Source organism: Janthinobacterium sp. P210005 (genome assembly GCF_036231865.1).
In the GTDB taxonomy this organism is placed as follows: domain Bacteria; phylum Pseudomonadota; class Gammaproteobacteria; order Burkholderiales; family Burkholderiaceae_D; genus Janthinobacterium; species Janthinobacterium kumbetense.
The window spans coordinates 18,031-39,187 of the sequence record NZ_JAZARC010000007.1 but is presented as its reverse complement, the minus strand read 5'-3'; the positions used below and the strand labels follow the sequence as shown (position 1 = coordinate 39,187).

Genomic DNA, 21,157 nt, shown 5'->3' with positions numbered 1-21,157 from the left:
TGTTGAAGGAATTCTTTACTGCGTTTGCCCTTGCTGGCTGCTCATGCGTGCACCGACCCTGCCAGGGCCACGATCAGCGGCCCCAGCAGGGGCAGCACCACGTTCGAGATGGCATACGTAATCGTGTAGCCCAGCAAGGGCGTGGAATTGCCGGCCGCATTCTGCACGGCCGACAGGGCCGGCGTGCTGCACTGCTGGCCGGCGATGGCGCCCAGCAGCACGGGCGCTTCCAGCTTGAGGAAAAAGTGTCCCACCAGCAGCGACAGCGAGGCGGGGATGACGGCGATCAATACCCCCATCAGCGGCAAGGACAGGCCGTACTGGCGGATCAGATCGATCGCCTGCGGCCCCGACGCCAGGCCCACGCAGGCGATGAAGGTGGCCAGGCCGATATCCTTCATCATGTCGAGCGCGCTGGAGGGGATGCCCTGCATGCCCGGCTTGCGCGCCTGGTACCAGCCGAACACGAGGCCCGTCAGCAAGGCGCCGCCGCCCGTGCCCAGCGAAAACGGGATGCCGCCCAGCTTGGCGGAAAAGCCGCCGATATACACGCCCAGCACGATGCCGATGCTGGCGTAGACGATATTGCTGCGGTCGCCCGTGGGCACGCGCTTGCCGATGGCGGCCAGCGCCGTGTTCAGCTCGCGCCCTTCCGTCGTGCCGTACAGGCGCAGCACGTCGTCGCGCTGCAGGGCCAGGTCCGGCAAGGGCGGCATGCTGTGCTCGCCACGCACGACGGCCGCCACGTGCACTCCGGAGGGCAAGGCCAGCTGGCGCAAGGGCTGGCCCACCAGCGCGGCTTGCTGCAGCACCACTTCGACGGCGGAGACGGCCATGTTCAAGCCCGTCGTATCGGCAAATTCCTCGCCCAGGATGGCTTCGGCCGCCACCAGCGCGGGACGGTGGCCGATCACCAGCACTTCGTCGTTATTGCGCAGGCGCAATGCCGGTTCCAAGGGCAAGACCTTGCCATGCCGGCGCACGCGCGTGATGCTGGCGCGGCCCGCAAAGATATGCTGCAAGGCGTCGAGGCGGCGTCCCGCGCCGCGGCTGATGCGGTAGGCGCGCCCCACCATCTCCGGCGTGGCCTGCACGCCGTCGCCGTCGGTCTGCGCGCCGCCCATCTTTTCCCACAACTTATCGGCTTCCTCGCGTAGGTTGACACGCAGCAACAGCGGAAAAATCTGGCTGGTGACGATGACGATGGCGATCAGGCCGAAAATGTACGTGATGGAATACGCGGTGACGACGTTGGCCTGCAGCTCGGCGATGCGGGCGGCCGGCAGCGCCAGCTTCGAGATGGCGTCCGTGGCCGTGCCGACGACGGCCGACTCCGTCGCCGCGCCCGCCATCATGCCGGCCGCCGTGCCCTGGTCCAGGCCAAGGAAGCGCGTGGCCAGCAGCACCAGCGCCAGCACCACCACCACTTCGATCAGGCACAGCAGGCCCAGGCGCAAGCCCTTGGCATTCAGGTTGGCAAAGAACTGGGGGCCGCCCGCATAGCCGAGGGCAAAGATGAACAGCATGAAGAAGACATTCTTGACGCTGGCGTCCAGGGTGATGCCCAGCTGGCCGATCAGCAGCGCGGCGATGAGGGTGCCGCACACGCCGCCCAGCTGGATGGGGCCGAAGCGTATCTGCCCTACCGCGTAACCGAGCGCCAGCGCCAGGAACAGGGCCAGTTCCGGCACCTGGTGCAATACGGACGTGATCGAATCGAGCATGGACGAACCTTCGAAAAGATAACGGATGGTGACAAGGGGACAGCGCGTTCGGCGGCTGGCGGCAGCTGGCTGTGGAACGGGCGCACGGCTCCCGCACGACACCTGCGGCAAGCGCTTGTGCTGGGAAAAAGTTGCAACGTGGAATTATGTTCGGCGAAAATTTAATAAGTGTCAACAGGTGTTCTGTTGAACTCGCTTTGCGCTTCATCAAACATCGGGCGCACGATTGAAGCCGCTGTTTGACATTAATCAATAAGATTATTAGTAATGTTTGGGACGATACCAAAGTGCCTTGCGCGCCAGCGGCGTCTCCTCCGGCAAGTCGGGATTGGCCAGCTCCAGCACGTGGCGCCGGGACAGCTGCAGGCCGTCCGCGAGGCGGCCGAAATGGCGCTGGAACAGCTGCGCGAAACTGCCATCGGCAAGCATGCTTTCCAATCCCCTTTCAATGTGGCGTGCCAGTTCCGGCCTGTGCCGGCCGACAAAGAAGTACAGCGCGGCCGGGTAGCGGATGACCAGGTAGGCGTCGAGCGCCAGCGGCAGGTGCGCATGGCTGGCCAGTTCGCTTTGCGCCTCGATCACGGAACGGGGAAAATAATCGATGCGCCCTGCCGCCAGTTGCTGGAACAGGCCTTCGTAGGTACTCGAGGTATCGAGGCGCAAGCCATTCGCCTGCAGGATGGCGGAGTCGGGCCAGTCGCGCATCTGGCCGGCCGACAGCCGCGCCAGGGCGGCGATGCTGCGCACGCCGCGCAGCAGCTGCGGCTGGCGGGCCTGGATCAGGGCCACGCGCCAGCCGATCAGGCCACGGTCGATGGGGATGCGCACCGGCAACAATTGCGTTTCGCGCGCGCGGCTCGTCATGGCCCAGACGACGTCGACACCGCCCGACGCCGTGGCGATTTCCTGCATCGCGCGCGTCTGCACCATGCGCAGTTCGGAGCGGCGCAAAGCATACGCCTGGCCCGACCGGGCCAGCGCCTGTTGCAGCAAGGCCGTCACATAGCCTTGCTGCGGATCATCGAGCGCCTGGTGGCGCGGATACACGAGCGGCAGCGGCGGCGGCAACGCGCCGGCGGCCGCGCCCAATGGCCACAGGGCGGCAAGCTTGAGCAGGGGGCGGCGCTGCATGGCCCCTCCTTTCCAGCGCTGTCATAGCGTTCTTATCAGAATGACAGTATCGCGCAGCAGGGCACGCTTGTCGACTGGAATACGGCAACTGTGTACAAAACAACAGCACTTTCAAGGTGACCCGCAGGGCTGGGGATTAATCCAGATCAATAAAACCGCAAATACAAAATAAATCTTGCGTGCTGCTCTGGACGGCATGCGCATGGCTCGCCTACGCTGTTTTTTTATCTGAAAAACAAGAGGAACCCATGCAGACAGCACGCTTGAATATTATCGGAATGGATCATGAAGGCTGCGCCGACAGGCTGACGGGCGCGCTCGAAGCCGTCACGGGCGTGGCCACCGTGTGCGTCTCGCTGGCGCGCCACGGCGCCACGGTGCAGTTCGACGAACGGCTGGCCACGCAAGAACGCCTGCTGGCCGCCGTCAACGACGCCGGCTTCATGGGCGAGGCGACGGATGAAGAACAGCTGGCCTCCTGCAGCGGCGCCTGCGGCCACTGCCGCCACTGAGCGCCACTGAGCGCCCGCCCTCCCTTTTTCCGCTCAGCCTTCGCGCGCGCCCCGGTCACGCAGATGCGCCAGCACGCGGCGCGGCCCCAGCGCCTGCAGATCGAATGGCGGCAACTCGATGGCATCGAGCGTATTCTTGAACAGCAAGCCCAGTTCCGTGTCGCCTTCCAGGCTCAAACGGCGGCTGAAGAACAGCGTGTCCGGATCTTCCTGGCGCCGCGCCAGCAGCATCAAATCATGCACGCTGGCGGCGATGCACAGGTCCGGCACGTCTGCATAGCGCTCGGCCACGAACACCGTGCCCTGCCACTCGAAATCGAAGGCGATGCCCGCGTCCAGCAGCCGCAAGCGCAAGCTGCGCCCTTCCAGGCTGCGCCGCACGTCGTCGGGCAATTGCGGCGCCAGCAGGCGGTTCAAGCCCTGCACGAACAGCCAGGAGGCGGGATACGGGGGCAGCTTGGACAGCAATTCGGCCAGCGGTTCCGGCAGCCGGTACGACACTGCGGGCTTGCTCATGCCGGGACGGGCGGGGACCGGCGCCGGGACGGGCAATCTTTCCAGTTGATCTTGCATGGTGCTTCCTTTCGAGGCGTTCAATGGGCGGCGTGCTGTTCCATGCCGGGCTGGCCGTGCCAGTAGCCGTCGCAGGCGCCGGCCGGCTGGCAGGCCGCCAGCTGAGCCTGGGCGCCGATGCCGCTGACCTGGCCGCGGCGGGCGCGGTCGAAGATGGCGATGACTTGTTCCGTATGCATGGCCTGCGGGCTGATGCGCGCCACCGCCACGCCCATGTCGCGCATGGCGTCGAGTTCGCGCACCAGGTTGTAGACGAGCGCCGACTGCGTCTGCGTGCCATTCAGTACGAGGAAGGGCACTTCGTCGCGCGTGCGCAGCAGCAGGCCGTCCGGCTCTTCCAGGCAGCTGTAGCCGCAATCGTCCTTCGGCAGGTTGCGGTTGCGCGCCGTGAAGCAGCGCGCGGAAAACGCCAGCGGCATGCGCCCGTAGGCGAAGACTTCCGTCTCCAGCACTTCCGGCTTCTGGCGCTGCATCTCGGCCAGCGCCGTCTGCCCCATTTCCAGCGGCATCACCCAGCGCCGCGCGCCCAGGCGCGCCAGCAATTGCAGGCTGGGGCCATTGAACAGGTTCAGATGGGGACCGGCGACGAATGACGTGCCCTTTTCCATGCAGTGCACGGCGCCCATGTCGTTGGCCTCGACCGAATAGCGGCCATTGCCCGTGATGCGGCGCAGGGTCGCCAGTTCCGCGCCCGCCTCGATCAGCGCCTGCGTCGACAGCACCACTTCCTTGCCGGCGGCGGCCAGCATGTCGGCGATATCGAGCCAGTCGGCCAGACGCACCTCATGCCGGCGCGAGCAGACGGTTTCGCCCAGGTAGACGATATCGACGGCGGTACCGGCGATCTGCTGGTAAAACTCGAAGACGGTGGCGCGCGGCCAGTAGTACAGCAAAGGGCCCAGTGAAAGCTTCAGCATGTTCATCCTCTATTTCCAAGATCTATGGTAGGCGCCCAAGGTGTGCTGCTGGCCTTCGGCCAGCTTGTCCATGGCCGCCATCCAGCCCGGCTTGACGGCGTAGCGCGCATTGCCTTCGCGGCAGGCGTCGATCGCTTCGCGCCACACGCGCGTGACCTGCGCCACGTAGGCGGGGCTGCGCTGGCGCCCTTCGATCTTCACGGCGCGCACGCCCATGGCGATCAGCTGCGGCAGCAGCGCCAGGGTATTCAGGCTGGCCGGCTCCTCGATGGCGTAATACTCTTCGTCGTTGACTTCGAAACGCCCCTTGCACAGGGTGGGATAGCTGGCGTTTTCGCCGGGCGCATAACGGTCGATCAGCACGCCGTTCAGGCGCGATTCGAGGCCGTTCGGCGTTTCCAGCCAGCGCACGGATTTCGCCGGCGAGCACACGCCGTGGGTGTTCGGCGCCTCGCCCGTCGCATACGACGACAGCGCGCAGCGCCCTTCGACCATCACGCACAGGCTGCCGAAACCGAACACTTCGATCTCGACTTCCGTCTTGCTGATCAGTTGCTCCACCTGCGCCATCGACAACACGCGCGGCAGCACGGCGCGGGCGATGCCGAAGTGTTCATGGTAAAAATTGATGGCTTCGTAGTTGGTGGCCGAACCTTGCACGGACAGGTGCAGGCGCAGCTGCGGGTGGTGCTGGGCCGCATACGCCATCAAGCCCGGATCGGCCACGATCATGGCGTCGATGCCGGCATCGGCGGCGCGGTCGATGGCGCTGCGCCACACGGCCCAGTTGTGCGGCTGCGGATAGGTGTTCAGCGCCAGCAGCACCTTGCGTCCATATTGGTGGGCGTAGCGCACGCCCTCGGCGATGGCCTTCTCGTCGAAATTGAGGCCGGCGAAATTGCGCGCATTGGTGGCATCGCGAAAACCCAGGTAAACGGTGTCGGCGCCATTGTCGATGGCCGCTTTCAAGGCAGGCAGGCTGCCGGCGGGGCAGACCAGTTCCAGCGGTCCGGCCACGCGGGTGGCGGTGGTTGATTCAAGCATCATGGTGTTCACAGTCCTGTATCGGCTCAGGGTGCAGACTATAGCCCCGCCCAGGCTGCCCAGTCCTTGACGCAGGTGAAGGAATGCATGCATGGCTGGCGCGCGTTCAACTTGCTTGACCTGGCTGTAAAATGCCCTCCTTTTCTCCCTCTTCGATTGCCCGCCATGCCCCGCAAACCGCTGCTGATCTTCCTGCTCACCCTGTTCCTCACCGTGCTGCAGGTGCAGTGGGCAGCCCCCACGGAAAGCTACGACGCCGAGGCGCTCTCCGTGCTGTCGCCCGAAGTGCTGGGCGCGTATCCGGGCGTGCTGCTGCTGTTCCTGCAAGCCGTCTTCGCGCGCCACGCCATGCCGGTGCCGCGCCAGGCCGCCACCTGCACGGGACTGCTGGCCGTCTACTGGCTGCTGGCCAATTACGTCACGTTCGACGCGCGCGTGGCCAGCTGGAGCACCTTCTCGGCGCGGGAAATCTGGGCGCACGTGCTGCCCGCCTCCGTGATCAGCATCGCCGTCTGCGGCGCCGCCTACTTCGCCGCGAGCGCCTTCATCCTGCGCCAGGGCCGCCTGAAAAAGTAAACGGGGGCGCTTTTTTCACCTGCATCAAGGATTCGTCACGCCACTGCACGCACCCTTTGACGCCACTATATTTAGTGATTAATCTCCATAAAAACACCGCATGTTGTGTTTATTGGAGGTTTCATGACGACAAATGCAGTTTCCCCCACGCGCGGCCAGGTCGACGTCGCCGCGTCCATCAATGAATACCTGGAGCGGCGCGACTGGCGTGTCAACGCCAACGCCAACCAAGGCTATTCGCTGGGAGGCCTGATACTCAACGTGTCGGGCAAGGTCATCGCCAACTACTGGCTGGACCAGGTGTATCCGCCCGAGGTGGGCGCGGCGCACCGCGAAGCGGCCCTGCACATCCACGATCTCGACATGCTGGCCGGCTATTGCGCCGGCTGGTCGCTGCGCACCCTGCTGCACGAAGGCTTGAACGGCGTGCCGGGCAAGATCGAATCCGGGCCGCCGAAGCACATGTCGAGCGCCATCGGCCAGATCGTCAATTTTCTCGGGACCCTGCAAAACGAGTGGGCCGGCGCGCAGGCGTTCAGCTCCTTCGACACCTACATGGCGCCCTACATCCGCCAGGACAGCCTGCGCTACGAAGACGTGCGCCAGTACATGCAGGAGCTGATCTTCAACCTCAACGTGCCGTCGCGCTGGGGCACGCAGACGCCGTTCACCAACCTGACGTTCGACTGGGTCTGCCCGGACGACCTGCGCGAGCAGGTGCCCGTGATCGCCGGCCGGGAGATGGATTTCCGCTATGGAGAGCTGCAGGCGGAGATGGACATGATCAACCGCGCCTACATCGAGATCATGATGGAGGGCGACGCCAAGGGCCGCGTCTTCACCTTCCCCATCCCCACCTACAACATCACGGAGGATTTCGACTGGCACAGCGAAAATGCCCAGCGCCTGTTCGAGATGACGGCCCGCTACGGCCTGCCCTACTTCCAGAACTTCATCAACTCGGAACTCAAGCCGAACATGATCCGCTCCATGTGCTGCCGCCTGCAGCTGGACCTGCGCGAGCTGCTGAAACGGGGCAATGGCCTGTTCGGTTCCGCCGAGCAGACGGGTTCCCTGGGCGTGGTGACGATCAACTGCGCCCGCCTGGGCCACCTGTGGCGCGGCGACGAAGCGGCCTTGCTGGCGGACCTGGACCGCTTGCTGGAGCTGGGCAAGACCAGCCTGGAAATCAAGCGCCGCACCATCGAGGAGCTGATGCAGCAAGGCCTGTTCCCCTACACGAAACGCTATCTGGGCACCCTGCGCAACCACTTTTCCACCCTCGGCGTGAACGGCATCAACGAGATGATCCGCAATTTCAGCGGCGACGCCTGGGACATCACGACGCCAGAAGGCCACGCGCTGGCCGTGCGCCTGCTCGACCACGTGCGCGCCCGCATGCTGCAATTCCAGGAAGAGACGAGCCACATGTACAACCTGGAGGCGACGCCGGCCGAAGGCACGACCTACCGCTTCGCGCGCGAAGACCGCAAGCGCTATCCGGCCATCCTGCAGGCGGGGACCACGGATAACCCCTACTACACGAATTCCTCGCAGCTGCCCGTGGGCCACACGGACGATCCGTTCGAGGCGCTGGAATTGCAGGACACCCTGCAGCGCAAGTACACGGGCGGCACCGTGCTGCACCTGTACATGACGGAAGCGCTGTCGGACGCCAACGCCTGCCGCGAACTGGTGAAACGCGCGCTGAGCCGCTTTTCGCTGCCCTACATCACCGTCACGCCCACGTTTTCCATCTGCCCGCGCCACGGCTACCTGGCAGGAAAACATGAATTCTGCCCCACCTGCGACGCGGAACTGATCGCCCGCAAACAATCTGATCTTGCTCACCCACTCAAGGAAACGCCATGAATGCACGTCCCGACTTCACTCCCGCCATCACCCTGCTCGATACGGAACGCCAGCGCTGCGAAATCTGGACGCGCGTGATGGGCTACCACCGCCCCGTCGCCTCGTTCAACATCGGCAAGCAGGGCGAATTCCACGAACGCCAGTATTTTACGGAAGCGAGCGCCCGGGTCGGCCAGCCCGCCTGCCATGGCGGCTGAATTGAAGGTGGGCGGCCTGACGCCCTTTTCCGCCACCGACTATCCCGGCAAGCTGGCGGCGGTCGTGTTCGTGCAGGGCTGTCCCTGGCGTTGCGGCTATTGCCACAATCCGCACCTGCAGGCGCGCACGCCGGAAGGCGCCATGCCGTGGCAGGACGTCCTGACCTGGCTGCGCCGCAGAACGGGCCTGGTCGACGCCGTCGTCTTCAGCGGCGGCGAGGCGTGCATGGACCCGGCGCTGGGGCGGGCCATGCAGGACGTCAGGGAACTGGGTTTCGGCATCGGCCTGCACACGGCCTGCATCTATCCGCAGCGCCTGCAGGAAGTGCTGCCCCTGGTCGACTGGGTGGGTTTCGACATCAAGGCGCCGTTTGCCGACTATCGACATGTGACCCGCGTGGTCGGCAGCGGCGACCCGGCGCGCGCCTGCCTGGACGCCATCCTCGCCAGCGGCGTCGCCTACGAATGCCGCACCACCACCCATCCGGACCTGCTGCCGGACGAGCAGCTGCTGGCCCTGGCCGCCACCCTGGCCGCCAAAGGCGTCGATAACTACGTGCTGCAGCAATTCCGCGCCGAAGGCTGCGCGGATGCGGCCCTGTCCGGGCGCCCCCTGCACGGCTATCCGGCGGCGCGCACGGTGGCGCAAATCGGCGCCATGTTTCCCCGTTTTACATTCCGTAATCATGGCAGTTGAGCCGACAAGCACATTATTTCGGAAAGCCCCGCAAAATTCCCCGTTCTGCAACGCTGAAATGTCTTGCGTGCTGTAATGTATCAACTGTGCTGCGCACCACGCGCAGCCCGTCAGATTCCTCACACCGCATTACAGATAAGCGTCATCCATGAACGATTTCACCGCAGTCAGCCCAGGCACCCCTTCCACCCATGCCGACATCCTGTACGGCCCGCCGCGACCGGATCTGCTGCGCGAGGAAGTGCTGGCCGACCTGCTGGAAGCGACGGCCCGCCGCTGCCCGCAGCAAATCGCCCTGATCGATGGCGCGCGCCGCATCACGTATGCGCAACTCGATGCCCAAGCGGGCCTGGCGGCGTCGCGCCTGGTGGCGGCCGGCGTCAAGCCGGGCGACATCGTGGGCCTGTGGCTGCCGCGCGGCGCCCATTTGCTGCTGATGCAGGCGGCCATCGCCAAGGCGGGCGCCGCCTGGCTGCCCGTCGATGAAGACACGCCCGTGGAGCGCCTGCAAGTGTGCCTCGATGACGCCAATGGCGCAGGCGTCATCAGCTGCGCGCAATTCGCGCCACGCCTGCTTGACGCGGGCATCCAGCGCCCCGTGTGGACAGCGGAAAGCCTGCTGGCGCCCGCCGCGCCGGGCGAAGTGCTGCCCGCGCGCGGCGCCGTGCTGCCCGAACACCCGGCGTACGTCATCTATACGTCCGGCTCCACGGGAAAACCGAAGGGTATCCTGATCAATCAACGCAGCATCTGCCACTTCCTGCGCAGCGAAAACGCCGTGCTGGAAGTGACGCAGGGCGATACCGTCTACCAGGGCTTTTCCGTCGCCTTCGACATGTCGTTCGAGGAAATCTGGATCGCCTACCTGGTGGGCGCCACCCTGTGGCTGGGCCCCAAGGATATCTCGGGCGACCCGGAAGCCTTGCCGCGCGCCCTGACAGAGAACAAGGTCACCGTTCTGCACGCGGTGCCGACCCTGCTGGCCCTGTTCGCCGAGGAAGTACCGAGCCTGCGCCTGATCAACCTGGGCGGCGAGATGTGCCCGGAGTCGCTGGTCGAGCGCTGGGCGCGCCCGGGCCGCGCCATGTTCAACACCTACGGCCCCACGGAAGCCACCGTCTCGTGCAGCCTGGCGCGCCTGCGGCCCGGCGAACCGGTCACCATCGGCACGCCGCTGCCCAACTATGGCTTGCTGGTGCTGCAGGTGGCCGAAGCGGGAGAAAACCGTCCCTTGACCCTGCTGCCTCGCGGCGAGACGGGAGAATTGTGCATCATCGGCCCCGGCCTGGCCGAGGGTTACCTGGGCCGGCCCGATCTGACGGTGGAAAAATTCCTGCCCAATCCCTGGGCGACCAGCGACGATGACGCGCGCCTGTACCGCACGGGTGACCTGGCGCGCATCGATGCGGACGGCCAGGTGCTGTGCCTGGGCCGCGCCGACGACCAGGTGAAAATTCGCGGCTTCCGCGTGGAGCTGGGCGAGATCGAAGCCGTGCTGGCGCAGCAGGCGGGCGTGGGCACGGTGGCAGTATTGCTGCGCAAGGACGACGGCATCGACCAGCTGGTGGCGTATATCGTCGGCAGCGACGAGGCGCCCGAGGACGCCCTGGCGGCGAAAACCCTGCGCACTGCCCTGAACCTGCATTTGCCGCCGTATATGGTGCCGGGCCGCTTTGAATTGCTGCCGCTGATGCCGCGTCTCACTTCCGGCAAGATCGACCGGAAAGCATTAAAGGCCATGCCGCTGTCGGCGCCGCCCCCAGGCGAGGCGGGCGAATCGGACGTGCCGGAAACGCCGGCCGAAGCGGCCCTGTTCGCGGCGCTGGCCAAGCTGTTTCCCGGCCAGGCGATCCTGCGCCGGCTCGACTTCTTCAGCGACCTCGGTGGCCATTCCTTCCTGGCCGCGCGCCTCGCATCCGCCCTGCGCGCCGATCCGGCCTACGCCCACATGACGGTGCGCGACATTTACCAGAACCGGCAGATCGGCAAGATCGCCGCCGTGCTGGGTGAAGCGCCCACGCTGGCCACCCCGGAAGCGGAATGGACGCCGCCATCGACCTGGAAACGCTGGCTGTGCGGCGCGGCGCAGGCGGCGGCCGTGCCTGGCCTCGTCACCCTGCGCATGGCGCAGTGGATGGCGCCCTTCTTCACCTATCACTTCTTCACGGGCGACACGGGCGATACGGTGCCGCGCGCCATCGCCGCCTCGATCGGCGTATTCCTGCTGGCGACCCTGGCCGAATTTGCCATTGCGATTGCCGGCAAGTGGCTGATCGCCGGGCGCCTGAAGCCGGGCAGCTATCCGCTGTGGGGCATCACCTACTACCGCTGGTGGCTGGCAGACCGCCTGGTCGAATCGGCGCCCGCCTACCTGCTCAGCGGCTCGTCCCTGAACAGCTGGTGGCTGCGCGCGCTGGGCGCCAAGGTGGGCAAGGAAGTGGTCATCGGCTCGATGACCCTGCGCGCGCCTGACCTGCTGGCCATCGGCGACAACGTCAGCGTGGGCAATGCCGTCAACTTTGAAAACGCCAGGGTCGAGCGGGGCCGCCTGTTGCTGGGCCAGATCCGCATCGGCGACGACGCCTGCATCAGCTCTTACGCTATCCTGGAAGGCAATACCAGCGTGGGCGCGTTTGGCCACCTGGAGGGACAATCGGCGCTGGCCGATGGCGCCTCGGTACCGGCCGGCAGGGTCTGGACTGGCTCGCCCGCGCGCGATATCGGCCCGTTTGACGTGGCCAGCCAGCCGCCGCGCCCCGCCGTCTCGCGCCTGCGCCTGACGGGCGAAACCCTGTTCTTCTGCTTTGGCATGGTCCTCATCGCCGTGCTGTTCTTCATGCCCGTCTTCCCCAGCTTCGTGCTGATCGACTGGTTCGACGAGCGCGAAATGATGCCGTGGCTGCAGGGACGCGACGTGACGACCCAGCTGGCCCGCTACTTCCTGCTGGCCTTCCCCGCCAGCGCCGTGCTGATCGTGCTGACGGCACTGCTGTCGGCCGCCATCCGCTGGGGCGCGCTGCCCCGTTTGAAGCCGGGCAGTTCGCCCGTGCACAGCAATATCTATTGCGCCAAGTGGCTGGTCAGCCATATCCAGGAATCGAGCCTGAACGTGCTGCACGGCATTTACGCCACCGTCTACGCGCCGTACTGGTACCGCCTGCTGGGCGCCAAGGTCGGCAAGGGCGCGGAGATTTCCACGGCGCTGGGCGTGGTGCCCGACATGCTGACCCTGGGCGACGACACCTTCATCGCCGACGCCGTCATGCTGGGCGACGAACAGATCGACGGCGGCTGGATGACCATGCGCCCCACCGTCATCTCGCACCGCAGCTTCGTCGGCAACGGCAGCTATATCCCGGATGGCACCGTGCTGCCCGAACACGTGCTGATCGGCGTGCACACGCATGCGCCACGCAATGAGCAGATGCACAGCGGCGACACCTGGCTGGGCTCCCCGCCCATGCACCTGCCCGCGCGCGAGCAGGTCAGCGGCTTTGCCGAGCACCTGACGTTCAAGCCATCGCTGTTGCGCCGCCTGGGCCGCAGCCTGATCGAAGCGTTCCGCATCGTCGCGCCGCACGCGGTGGTGATCGCCGTCGGCTATACCCTGGTGCTGGACGTGATGCCGATCGCGGGCGCCGGACGCTGGGGCGAAGTGGTGGGCGACCTGGCCATCGCCGGCCTGGCCTACGGCATCGGCAATTTTTTGGTGGTGGTGCTGTTCAAGTGGCTGCTGCTGGGACGCTACCGCAAACACGCGGCGCCCATGTGGACGCCATTCGTGTGGATTTCCGAAGGCGTGACGAATCTGTACGAAGGCATTGCCGTGCCCAACTTCATGCGCTACCTGCGCGGCACGCCGTGGCTGCCTCTCGCCTTCCGCCTGTTCGGCTGCAAGATCGGCCGCGGCGTCTACATGGACACGACCGACATCACGGAATTCGACTGCGTGCACATCGGCGACTACAGCGAATTGAACGCCCTCACCTGCCCGCAAACGCATCTGTTCGAAGACCGCGTGATGAAGATCGACCACGTGGACATCGGCCAGCGCGTCTACATGGGCCCGCGCAGCTCCGTGCTGTACAGCGCCAAGGTGGGCGACAATGCGCGCCTGGGGCCGTTGACCCTGGTAATGAAGGGCGAGCACATCCCCGCCGGCAGCAACTGGGCGGGCTGCCCGGCCGCGCCGCTGCGCAGCTGATCGCAGTCGATGAATCGTACGGTGCTCTTCTCAAGAGACGGCGTGCTGGTGATCGGCATCGCCGCCGTGCTGCCGCGCGCCGAAGCCCGCTTGCGCATCCGCGCCGCCGTGCGCGAGGCGCTAGCCCAGTGGCTGAAGCTGGACATCGAGGCGATTTCGGTGGAGTCGACGCCTGGCCAGGCCCCGCGCCTGCTGCTGGCCGGCCGCCCAGCAGGTTTGTCACTGACCCATGACGAGGGCATCTCGCTGGCCGCCGTCCATCTGCACGGCCCTGTCGGCCTTGACGTGATGCGGGTGCAGGCTATTGCCGACTGGTGCAATCTGGCGCGCGATTACCTGGGGCCGCAGGTGACACAGGAGCTGGCTTCATTGCCCGATGCTCAACGCCCCTTGGCCCTGGCGCAAGCGTGGACGGCGCGCGAGGCGGCACTCAAGTGCGCGGGCTTGCCGCTGGCGGAATGGGACGGAGCCGCGCCAGCTTGCCGCCTGCAGCCTTTGAGCTTGGCGGCTCCGTATGTGGCGACCCTGGCATACTAGTCTTCCTTGCCCTCGGCCGCCGCGCCGATCTGGACGAAAATCAGTTTTACAATAATACTGACGAGCAGTCCCAGCACCCCGATCAATTCCAGCATGGCCATTCCTTTGCAGTGACAGCAGACCAGGCCACTGTAACGCGAACCCCGGGGCCAGGCTAATATCAAATCAGGCAGTCTACGATCTCAAAAAGGCATACGATTGATTTCCATCAGACAGTTCCGCTATTTTGTCGAAGTCGTCGATGCGGGCAGCTACTCGCGCGCGGCGGAAAAATTATATATCGCGCAATCGGCCCTGAGCCGGCAGATCAAGGAGCTGGAGGGCGTGGTGCAGGCGCTGCTGCTGACGCGCGATGCGCGCCATATCGAACTGACGCCTGCGGGGCAGGTCTTTTATGAGCGGGCCAAACGCATCCTCGAAGATATCGACGAAACCGTGCGCCAGACCCGCCACGTGGGGCAAGGGGCGCAAGGCATCATCCGCCTGCTGCATTCGAGTTCCGTCACCCTCACGCCCGTCATCGGCGCCGTACTGAACCGCCTGCTGGCGCAGTTCCCCGGCGTTTCGCTGGATATCTCCAAGGGATCGTCGGAAAACCAGGCGGCAGACATCGAGGAAGGCCGCGCCGACCTGGGCCTCGTGCGCCTGCCCACCTTGCGCAAGCATGCCAACATCGTCGTGCGCGAACTGTACGCGGAAAAGCTGGTGGTGGCCGTGTCAGCGATGTCGCCATTGGCCGCGCTGGAACGCACGACGATCGCCGCCCTGCGCGACGAAGCCTTCGTCTCGATCCCGCACAAGGACCGGGGAGGCCTCAGCTACTTGGTGGCGGGCCTGTGCCTGGCGGAGGGATTCTTCCCGAAGGCGGCGCGCGCCCTGTCGCGCAAGACTTCGCAGCTGAACCTGATCGAAGCGAACATGGGCATCGCCATCGTCCCGGACAGCATGCGCCTGGTGGCGCCGCCCGGCGTGCGTTTTATCGCCCTGCCGGACGAGGAATCGCATTCCATCGTGGGATTGATCTCGCCGCGCGCGGCCAGCGGCATGGTGGCCACGTTTACGGAAGCATTCGTGCACGAGATGGCCAAACTGCCGGCCGATTAGCCTTCCGCATACAGCGCCGCATCCGCGTCGCGTACGGCCGCCATCAGCAAGGCCAGCTTCATGACGTCGAGCTGACCATCCGTGCGCACGCGCGAGCACAGGTCGATGCCGTAGGGGCGCACCTGGCGCAGCGCCTCCATCACGTTGGTGGCGTCCAGCCCGCCGGCCAGGAAGACGGGACGGGGGCTGGCGCGCACGAAGCGCGCGCTGATGCTCCAGTCATGCGTGCGGCCCGTGCCGCCCAGTTCAGGCACGGCAGCGCCGGGGCGGCCCGAGTCGAGCAAAAACGCATGGACGTGGGGCGCGTAGGCGGGAATCAGCGCCAAAGCCTCGGGCCCCTCCACGTGGATCACCTGCACGCGCCGCACGTGCGGCAGCAAGCGCGCCAGTTCAGCCACCTCGTCCGGGTCGATATGCCCGACGATCTGCACGGTGGACGGCTGCGTGGCGCGCACGTGCTCGGCGATGGCTGGCGCCGTCGTCTCGGACGTCAGCAGGAACGTGGCCACGGGCGGCGGCGTCCAGGCGGCGATTTGCACGATGCGCGCATCGGGAATCGGGCCAGGGCCAGACGGCATGGCCGCCACCAGGCCCAGCGCGTCGGCGCCGGCGGCAATGGCCAGTTGCGCTTCGTCGATGGAAGCGATACAGCAAATCTTGATGCGGGTTCTCATGGCCTGGCGTGTTCAATCGGGATGATCAACATTACAACACAGGGCGACGCGCGCGCCAAGACACGCGGTCAAGCCCGCGCGCGATTGTGTGCCAGAATGGGGCCTGCCCACTTCCCGAGGAATCCATGGCCGACTACAAGAACCCCAGCTACGTGGCCCGCTCCATGCACCCGCGTTTCGATGAACTGACGTCACCGGGCGACGCCGTGCCGTATTCGGGCATCTACCGCTGCGACGGCTGCGCGCACGAAATCGTCTCGACGGAAGGCCACGTCATGCCGCCGCAAAACCACCACCAGCACAACAGCGAGCAGGGACCGATCCGCTGGCGCCTGATCGTCAGCCCGCGCTGATTGACAGGCGCCAGGTGGCGGACGATACTTGATTTATCCGGGATCGCCATTGGAAGCCGCGTATGCGCATCGTCGACTTTGAAATCCGCAAGGAGTGTCCGCCGCAGTTGTGCGACTGCGAACGCGAGCGCCTGCTCGACGATCCGCAGGCAGACGTTTCCATCCTGCGCCTGAACCTGACGGAAGAAAAGCGCCTGCTCGCGCATATCGAGGGCATCGCCACTCATGCGCAGTTGCGGAAGCTGCAGCAGCGCTTGCGCGACAACCTGGGCGTGGAATTGCAGATTACACCGGGCAGCGGCGAAGTGCGCACCGTGCGCGGTTTCCAGATCCGCCTGCTGGAGCGGCCCGGCCTGTGCCGCAAGACGCGCGCCGCCATTCCGGCCGCCGTACGCCGCTGCCTGGCTGCGCATCCCGAGATCGCCTTTGCGATCCTGAATGAAAACGACTTGCTGGGTGGTGTCTAGACGCCGGGGCGGATGGGAATGACCCTGCCCTTCGCTTCGCGCGCCCGCAACTGTCCGCAGCCGCCCTCCACGTCCTGCCCGGCCGAATCGCGCAATTTGGTCAGTACGCCGCGCGCGTGCAGGGCGGCGGCGATCGCCCGTGCCTTTTCCCAGCTGGGGCGCCGGAACGGCAAGTCGGCTATGGTGTTATACGGGATCATGTTCAGCACCGCATATTTCCCCTTCAAGAGTTCAACGATGCCGTCCATCTCGTCTTCGCCATCGTTGACGCCTTCCATCAAGGTCCACTGGTACTGCACCGGGTAGCCCGTCAGGCGCGCATACGACTCGCCGAAGTCCACCAGTTCCTGCGGGGTGAGCCTGGGCGCGCGCGGCAGCAGCTGTTCGCGCAGCGCAGGCTTGGTGGTATGCAGGGACAGGGCCAGCGCCGGCTTGACGCGACCTTGCGGCAGGCGCTCGAAGGCGCGCGGGTCGCCCACGGTGGAAAACACGAGGTTCTTGTGGCCGATATTGCCCTCGGTGCCCAGCAGGTCGATCGCTTCCATCACGTTGTTCAGGTTATGCGCCGGTTCGCCCATGCCCATGAAGACGACTTTTTTCACGGGGCGCAAGGTACGCGCCAGCACCACCTGCGCGACAATTTCTCCACTGGTCACTTGCCGGATCAAGCCGTCGCGGCCCGTCATGCAGAACTGGCAGCCGACGGCGCAACCGACCTGGCTGGACACGCACAAGCCATCGCGCGGCAGCAGCACGCTCTCCACCGTCTGGCCATCGTGCAGCCCCACCAGCAGGCGCGCGGAACCGTCGGCGCCCGGGTGGGTGCTGAGCAATTTCAGCATGCCCTGCAATTCCAGGTCGAGCGCGGGCAAGGCCTCGCGCACGGGCAGCGGCAAAAAATCCTCGGCGCGGCGCCGGCCCTGATCGTGCGGCTGCGCCTGTATCCAGTCGCGCAGCACGCGCTGTTCGTGCAGGGGCTTGGCGCCCAGGGCGCGCAGGCGCTGGCGGAGATGATCGATTTGCATGGATTCTGAATAAAAAACGGCGCGCCGGCAGGAATGCGAGGCGCGCCGCGAATGGCAAGGAAAAGGCTTAGACCTTTTTCACGAACTCGGTTTTCAGGCTCATGGAACCGAAGCCGTCGATCTTGCAATCGATATCGTGGTCGCTGTCGACCAGGCGGATGTTCTTGACCTTGGTGCCCATCTTGACGACACCGCCGCCGCCCTTCAATTTCAAGTCCTTGATGACGCTGACCGTGTCGCCGTCCTGCAGGATATTGCCGGCCGAATCGCGGTACACCTTGGCGCCCTCTTCCGCCGCTTCTGCAGCCGTGGCCGACCATTCATGCGCGCATTCAGGGCAGATCAACTGGCTGCCGTCTTCATACGTGAATTCGGATTGGCATTGCGGGCATGGTGGTAATGTGCTCATTTTCTTCTCTGTCTGGTGAACAGCGCGTGCTGTAAAAGCCGACATTATACTGCCTACGCCCCGCATCAGCTTGCTTTTTTCGCCATCATTATCAATGGCGGCGAATAATCTCGATGGTGCTGTGGACAATTTCTTCGTGGATGCCGATGCGCGCGCGCAGTTCGGCCGCCGTCAGGCTGGCGTCGCGGCTGACGACGGACAAGGCGCATGAATACAGCTGCTTGCCGACCCGCCACACGTGCAGGTCGACGACGCGCGGCGTGTCGCCTGCGCTTTCCACTTCCACGGCTTCACGGATTTCATCCACCACGGGATGGTCCATCTCGCGGTCCAGCAAGACCTTGCCCGTCTCCTGCATCAGCTTTTTCGCCCACAGGGCCACCAGCACGGCGCCCGCGATGCCCATCACGGGATCGAGCCAGCTCCAGCCGTAAGCCCACGCGCCGGCCAGCGCAAGGATGGCCAGGACGGATGTGGCGGCGTCGGCCAGCACGTGGATGTACGCGGCCTTCATGTTCAAGTCTTCGCCGTGGCCATGGTGCTCATGGTGACCGTGATGGTCATGATGCCCGTGTTCGTGGCCATGGTCGTGGTGCCCGCCGAGGATCAGCGCGCACACGAGGTTGACAGCCAGGCCGAAAGCCGCCACCGCCATCGCCTGCGGATAGTGTATGGGCTGCGGCGAAAACAGGCGCTCGACGGAAGCGGCCACCATCAGCACGGCCACGCCCAGCAGCAGGATGGCGCTCGTGTAGCCGGCCAGCACTTCGATCTTCCACGTGCCGAAGGCAAAGCGCGGGTCGCGCGCATAGCGGCGCGCGGCCGCATACGCAAACGCGGCCAGGCCGATGGCCAGCGCGTGCGAACTCATATGCCAGCCGTCGGCCAGCAAGGCCATGGAGTTGTACCACCAGCCGGCGACGATTTCCAGCACCATGGTGGCCAGGGTGATCCACATGACGATGCGCGCGCGGCGTTCCGCCTTGTCGCTGGCGGCGCCAAACACGTGTTCATGCTGCCAGGCAGACAGGTCTTCCTTGATGGATGGCGTTTGCATGACGTGCTCCTTATTTGAGGTAGGTGCGCAGGATGCCCGCGATATCGTCGGCGCCCCTGGCCCGCTCGTCGCCGGAGATATCGGGACTGGCCACGTGCTCGCGCAGGTGTTCTTCGATGACTTCAGCCATCAGGCCATTCACGGCGCCGCGCACGGCCGCGATCAACTGCAGCACTTCGCCGCAGTCGCGCCCCTCTTCCAGGCCCCGTTCCAGCCCTTCCACCTGCCCCTTGATGCGTTTGATCCTGTTCAGCAGCTTGGTCTTGTTGTGCGCCGTGTGTCCCATGGTTCCACTCCGATAAATACTATAGGGGGGTATACTATCAGAAAGCGCGCCGCATGCGGCAAGGCGTTAAAAAAGCCGCGCATCCTCGCGGATGGGCGGCTTATTCAGGCAGGAACAGGCGCTATGGCGCCGGCGCGATCTTTTGCAGCTTGCTGGCCAGCGAAGCGTCGGACAATTCGCCCAGGTGCGTATCGACCAGGCGCCCCTGCGCGTCATAGAACAGGGTGGTGGGCAGGGCCGAGGAACCGGCCGCCTTGCCCAGCGCCGCCTCGCTGTCGAGCAGCACATTGCGCAAGGTCACGCCGCTCCTGTCCAGGAAAGCGCTGGCCGCCGCCGCATTCTCGCGCTGGTTCGCATACACGAAGACGATATCGGCGCGCGCCTGCTGCGCGGCGGCCAGCACCGGCATTTCGCGCCGGCACGGCGGGCACCAGCTGGCCCACAGATTGACCACCAGCGGCTTGCCGCCGGCCAGCGCCGCCAGGGTCACCGGCGCGCCATCGAGCGCCTGCAGCGCCATGGCCGGCAAGGCCGCCGGCTTGTCGTAGGCCAGCGAGATCCCCGCACTCAGCACGCCCCATGCCAGCGCACCCGACGCCACACTGATGGCGAGAGGCCAGCGCATGGCCGCCATGGCGGGACGCCGGCAGCGCCACGCGGCGATGGCCAGCGCGGCGGCGATGCCGGCCGGCGCCATGAAGCCGCCATCGCGGATGTTGAGGATGGACCAGGGCGCCGCCAAGGGGGAGCTGAAATACTGTTCATGCCAGCGCAAGACGAATGCCAGCCGCGCCGCCAGCAGGCCGGCAATCAGCATGTCGGAAACGAGGGGACCGGCGTCCGGCAGTTGGCGATAGCGCCGTAGCGACCACGCCGCGCCGTAGGCGACGCACAGGGAAACGATCAGCAGGACCAGGCCCGTAGGCAGGGCCAGGGGGCCGATTTGCAGGGACAGCATGGGCGCTCTTTATAACGTCGAATGGACGGCCATTCTGCCCGATGCGGATTAAGCGGGCGTTAAGAAGCGGCCAGCGCTTCCTTGCGCACGAAATGCATGGCTTGCGGCTGGTCCACCAGCACGCACTGCTTGCCCGTGCGCTTGCAGTGGTCGTGCACGCGCCAGTAGGCGTCGTGGCTGACGCAGCCCGTCTGGCAAATCACCAGGTCGGCCGCCACCAGGCCCGCCTCCAGCGCCGCCGCATCGTCGGCGCCATCGTCGCCACCGGCATGGTGCAGGAAGCGCCCGCCGGCCTGCTCGATGGCTTGCTGCGCCACGTTGGCGCCACCCGCGTCCTGGCCAAGCTCCAGGCTTGAATAGTTGCTTACATATAGCACGGCTTTTTCGCGCACGTCGGCCTGCAAGGCGGGCAAAGGTACGACGGAAGGCGCGGGCAGCCACTGCAGGCGCAGCAATTCGCGCATCAGGTCCTGCACCCGTTCGCCGAGCCACTCGACCCGGCGGGCCAGCCGGGCGCGCGTCGGCAAGCCCGGCACGCTGGCCGCCAGTTCGGCCAGTTCATCGCGCGCCAGCGCCAGCCGGGTATCGCGGATCACGACCTGCGCCCGCGCGCGCATCAATTCCGCCTCCAGCTGCGCGATGCGGGCCGCCTGCGCAGCCAGTTGCGCACTGCAGCGCGCCTGCGCGCGGCCATATTCCCCCATCAGCACGCGATGCTCGTGCGCGATCATGTCTTCGTTGCCATACACACTGCCCATCATGCCCTCCTTCACCGACCGTGGCGCCATGGCGCCAGCCCATCGCACCCCCATGGATTCGAATTATAAATGAGAATCATTA

Annotated in this window: 22 protein-coding genes; 10 read left to right on the top strand and 12 right to left on the bottom strand. The window is 65.6% G+C overall.

Going from position 1 to position 21,157, the window contains the following annotated elements; translation table 11 throughout:
* Positions 1-41 precede the first annotated feature (41 nt).
* Entirely contained in the window at positions 42-1,724 is a 1,683-nt protein-coding gene (gene aspT, locus VPH40_RS24215) for an aspartate-alanine antiporter (protein ID WP_328574716.1), read from the bottom strand.
* Between the two features lie 261 nt (positions 1,725-1,985).
* Positions 1,986-2,855, bottom strand: a complete 870-nt coding sequence (locus VPH40_RS24210) for a substrate-binding periplasmic protein (RefSeq protein WP_328574715.1) — start codon at positions 2,853-2,855, stop codon at positions 1,986-1,988.
* Positions 2,856-3,103: 248 nt separating this feature from the next.
* Between VPH40_RS24210 and VPH40_RS24205 the strand changes: the two genes are divergently transcribed.
* A complete protein-coding gene (locus VPH40_RS24205; RefSeq protein WP_077402408.1) occupies positions 3,104-3,367 on the top strand; it encodes a heavy-metal-associated domain-containing protein in 264 nt (87 codons plus the stop codon).
* A gap of 33 nt (positions 3,368-3,400) precedes the next feature.
* Here VPH40_RS24205 and ubiT read toward each other — a convergent pair whose 3' ends face one another.
* The 3 genes from ubiT to ubiU are packed head-to-tail and all read right to left on the bottom strand — an operon-like array spanning position 3,401 to position 5,904.
* Complete coding sequence (ubiT, locus tag VPH40_RS24200) at positions 3,401-3,940, bottom strand: ubiquinone anaerobic biosynthesis accessory factor UbiT (protein WP_289899053.1); 540 nt, start codon at positions 3,938-3,940, stop codon at positions 3,401-3,403.
* 20 nt (positions 3,941-3,960) lie between these two features.
* Entirely contained in the window at positions 3,961-4,857 is an 897-nt protein-coding gene (ubiV, locus tag VPH40_RS24195; protein ID WP_328574714.1) for a ubiquinone anaerobic biosynthesis protein UbiV, read from the bottom strand.
* A 9-nt stretch (positions 4,858-4,866) separates the two neighbouring features.
* Complete coding sequence (ubiU, locus tag VPH40_RS24190) at positions 4,867-5,904, bottom strand: ubiquinone anaerobic biosynthesis protein UbiU (protein WP_441326506.1); 1,038 nt, start codon at positions 5,902-5,904, stop codon at positions 4,867-4,869.
* A gap of 162 nt (positions 5,905-6,066) precedes the next feature.
* Here ubiU and VPH40_RS24185 point away from each other — a divergent pair, with 162 nt between their 5' ends.
* The 7 genes from VPH40_RS24185 to VPH40_RS24155 all read left to right on the top strand — a co-directional run bounded on the left by VPH40_RS24185 (position 6,067) and on the right by VPH40_RS24155 (position 15,088).
* A complete protein-coding gene (locus VPH40_RS24185; RefSeq protein ID WP_328574713.1) occupies positions 6,067-6,477 on the top strand; it encodes a hypothetical protein in 411 nt (136 codons plus the stop codon).
* 123 nt (positions 6,478-6,600) lie between these two features.
* A complete protein-coding gene (locus VPH40_RS24180; protein ID WP_328574712.1) occupies positions 6,601-8,349 on the top strand; it encodes a ribonucleoside triphosphate reductase in 1,749 nt (582 codons plus the stop codon).
* Complete coding sequence (nrdD, locus tag VPH40_RS24175; RefSeq protein ID WP_092712624.1) at positions 8,346-8,546, top strand: anaerobic ribonucleoside-triphosphate reductase; 201 nt, start codon at positions 8,346-8,348, stop codon at positions 8,544-8,546. Before VPH40_RS24180 ends, nrdD begins: the two co-directional genes overlap by 4 nt.
* Positions 8,536-9,243, top strand: a complete 708-nt coding sequence (locus VPH40_RS24170) for an anaerobic ribonucleoside-triphosphate reductase activating protein (RefSeq protein ID WP_328574711.1) — start codon at positions 8,536-8,538, stop codon at positions 9,241-9,243. Before nrdD ends, VPH40_RS24170 begins: the two co-directional genes overlap by 11 nt.
* Before the next feature lie 148 nt (positions 9,244-9,391).
* Positions 9,392-13,447 carry a Pls/PosA family non-ribosomal peptide synthetase gene (locus VPH40_RS24165; protein WP_328574710.1) on the top strand — a complete coding sequence of 1,352 codons (4,056 nt, stop codon included), beginning with the start codon at positions 9,392-9,394 and terminating at the stop codon, positions 13,445-13,447.
* 21 nt (positions 13,448-13,468) lie between these two features.
* Positions 13,469-13,984 (top strand): 4'-phosphopantetheinyl transferase family protein, encoded by a 516-nt coding sequence (locus tag VPH40_RS24160; RefSeq protein ID WP_328574709.1) that lies wholly within the window; start codon positions 13,469-13,471, stop codon positions 13,982-13,984.
* A gap of 198 nt (positions 13,985-14,182) precedes the next feature.
* Positions 14,183-15,088 (top strand): LysR family transcriptional regulator, encoded by a 906-nt coding sequence (locus tag VPH40_RS24155; protein WP_328574708.1) that lies wholly within the window; start codon positions 14,183-14,185, stop codon positions 15,086-15,088.
* Here the strand turns inward: VPH40_RS24155 and VPH40_RS24150 are convergent.
* Positions 15,085-15,762: a phosphoribosylanthranilate isomerase gene (locus tag VPH40_RS24150; RefSeq protein WP_328574707.1), complete on the bottom strand. Its 678-nt coding sequence runs from the start codon at positions 15,760-15,762 to the stop codon at positions 15,085-15,087. The genes VPH40_RS24155 and VPH40_RS24150 overlap by 4 nt on opposite strands.
* 125 nt (positions 15,763-15,887) lie before the next feature.
* Between VPH40_RS24150 and VPH40_RS24145 the strand changes: the two genes are divergently transcribed.
* Positions 15,888-16,115, top strand: coding sequence for a protein L (locus VPH40_RS24145; protein ID WP_099664633.1), 228 nt, complete (start codon positions 15,888-15,890; stop codon positions 16,113-16,115).
* 62 nt (positions 16,116-16,177) lie between these two features.
* On the top strand, positions 16,178-16,582 hold the full coding sequence (locus tag VPH40_RS24140) for a hypothetical protein (RefSeq protein WP_099664634.1): 405 nt from the start codon (positions 16,178-16,180) through the stop codon (positions 16,580-16,582).
* On the opposite strand, the gene VPH40_RS24135 is transcribed toward VPH40_RS24140, so the two are convergent.
* From VPH40_RS24135 to VPH40_RS24110, 6 genes are all read right to left on the bottom strand, one after another.
* Positions 16,579-17,607, bottom strand: a complete 1,029-nt coding sequence (locus tag VPH40_RS24135) for an RNA methyltransferase (protein ID WP_328574706.1) — start codon at positions 17,605-17,607, stop codon at positions 16,579-16,581. The genes VPH40_RS24140 and VPH40_RS24135 overlap by 4 nt on opposite strands.
* A 67-nt stretch (positions 17,608-17,674) precedes the next feature.
* Complete coding sequence (locus VPH40_RS24130; RefSeq protein ID WP_077402365.1) at positions 17,675-18,016, bottom strand: zinc ribbon domain-containing protein YjdM; 342 nt, start codon at positions 18,014-18,016, stop codon at positions 17,675-17,677.
* Positions 18,017-18,107: 91 nt separating this feature from the next.
* Positions 18,108-19,073 carry a CDF family Co(II)/Ni(II) efflux transporter DmeF gene (dmeF, locus tag VPH40_RS24125; RefSeq protein ID WP_328574705.1) on the bottom strand — a complete coding sequence of 322 codons (966 nt, stop codon included), beginning with the start codon at positions 19,071-19,073 and terminating at the stop codon, positions 18,108-18,110.
* 10 nt (positions 19,074-19,083) lie between these two features.
* Positions 19,084-19,359, bottom strand: coding sequence for a metal/formaldehyde-sensitive transcriptional repressor (locus VPH40_RS24120; protein ID WP_099664637.1), 276 nt, complete (start codon positions 19,357-19,359; stop codon positions 19,084-19,086).
* A gap of 121 nt (positions 19,360-19,480) precedes the next feature.
* Positions 19,481-20,317 (bottom strand): TlpA disulfide reductase family protein, encoded by an 837-nt coding sequence (locus tag VPH40_RS24115; RefSeq protein ID WP_328574704.1) that lies wholly within the window; start codon positions 20,315-20,317, stop codon positions 19,481-19,483.
* Positions 20,318-20,376: 59 nt separating this feature from the next.
* Positions 20,377-21,075: a DUF2325 domain-containing protein gene (locus VPH40_RS24110; protein WP_442906691.1), complete on the bottom strand. Its 699-nt coding sequence runs from the start codon at positions 21,073-21,075 to the stop codon at positions 20,377-20,379.
* Positions 21,076-21,157 lie beyond the last annotated feature (82 nt).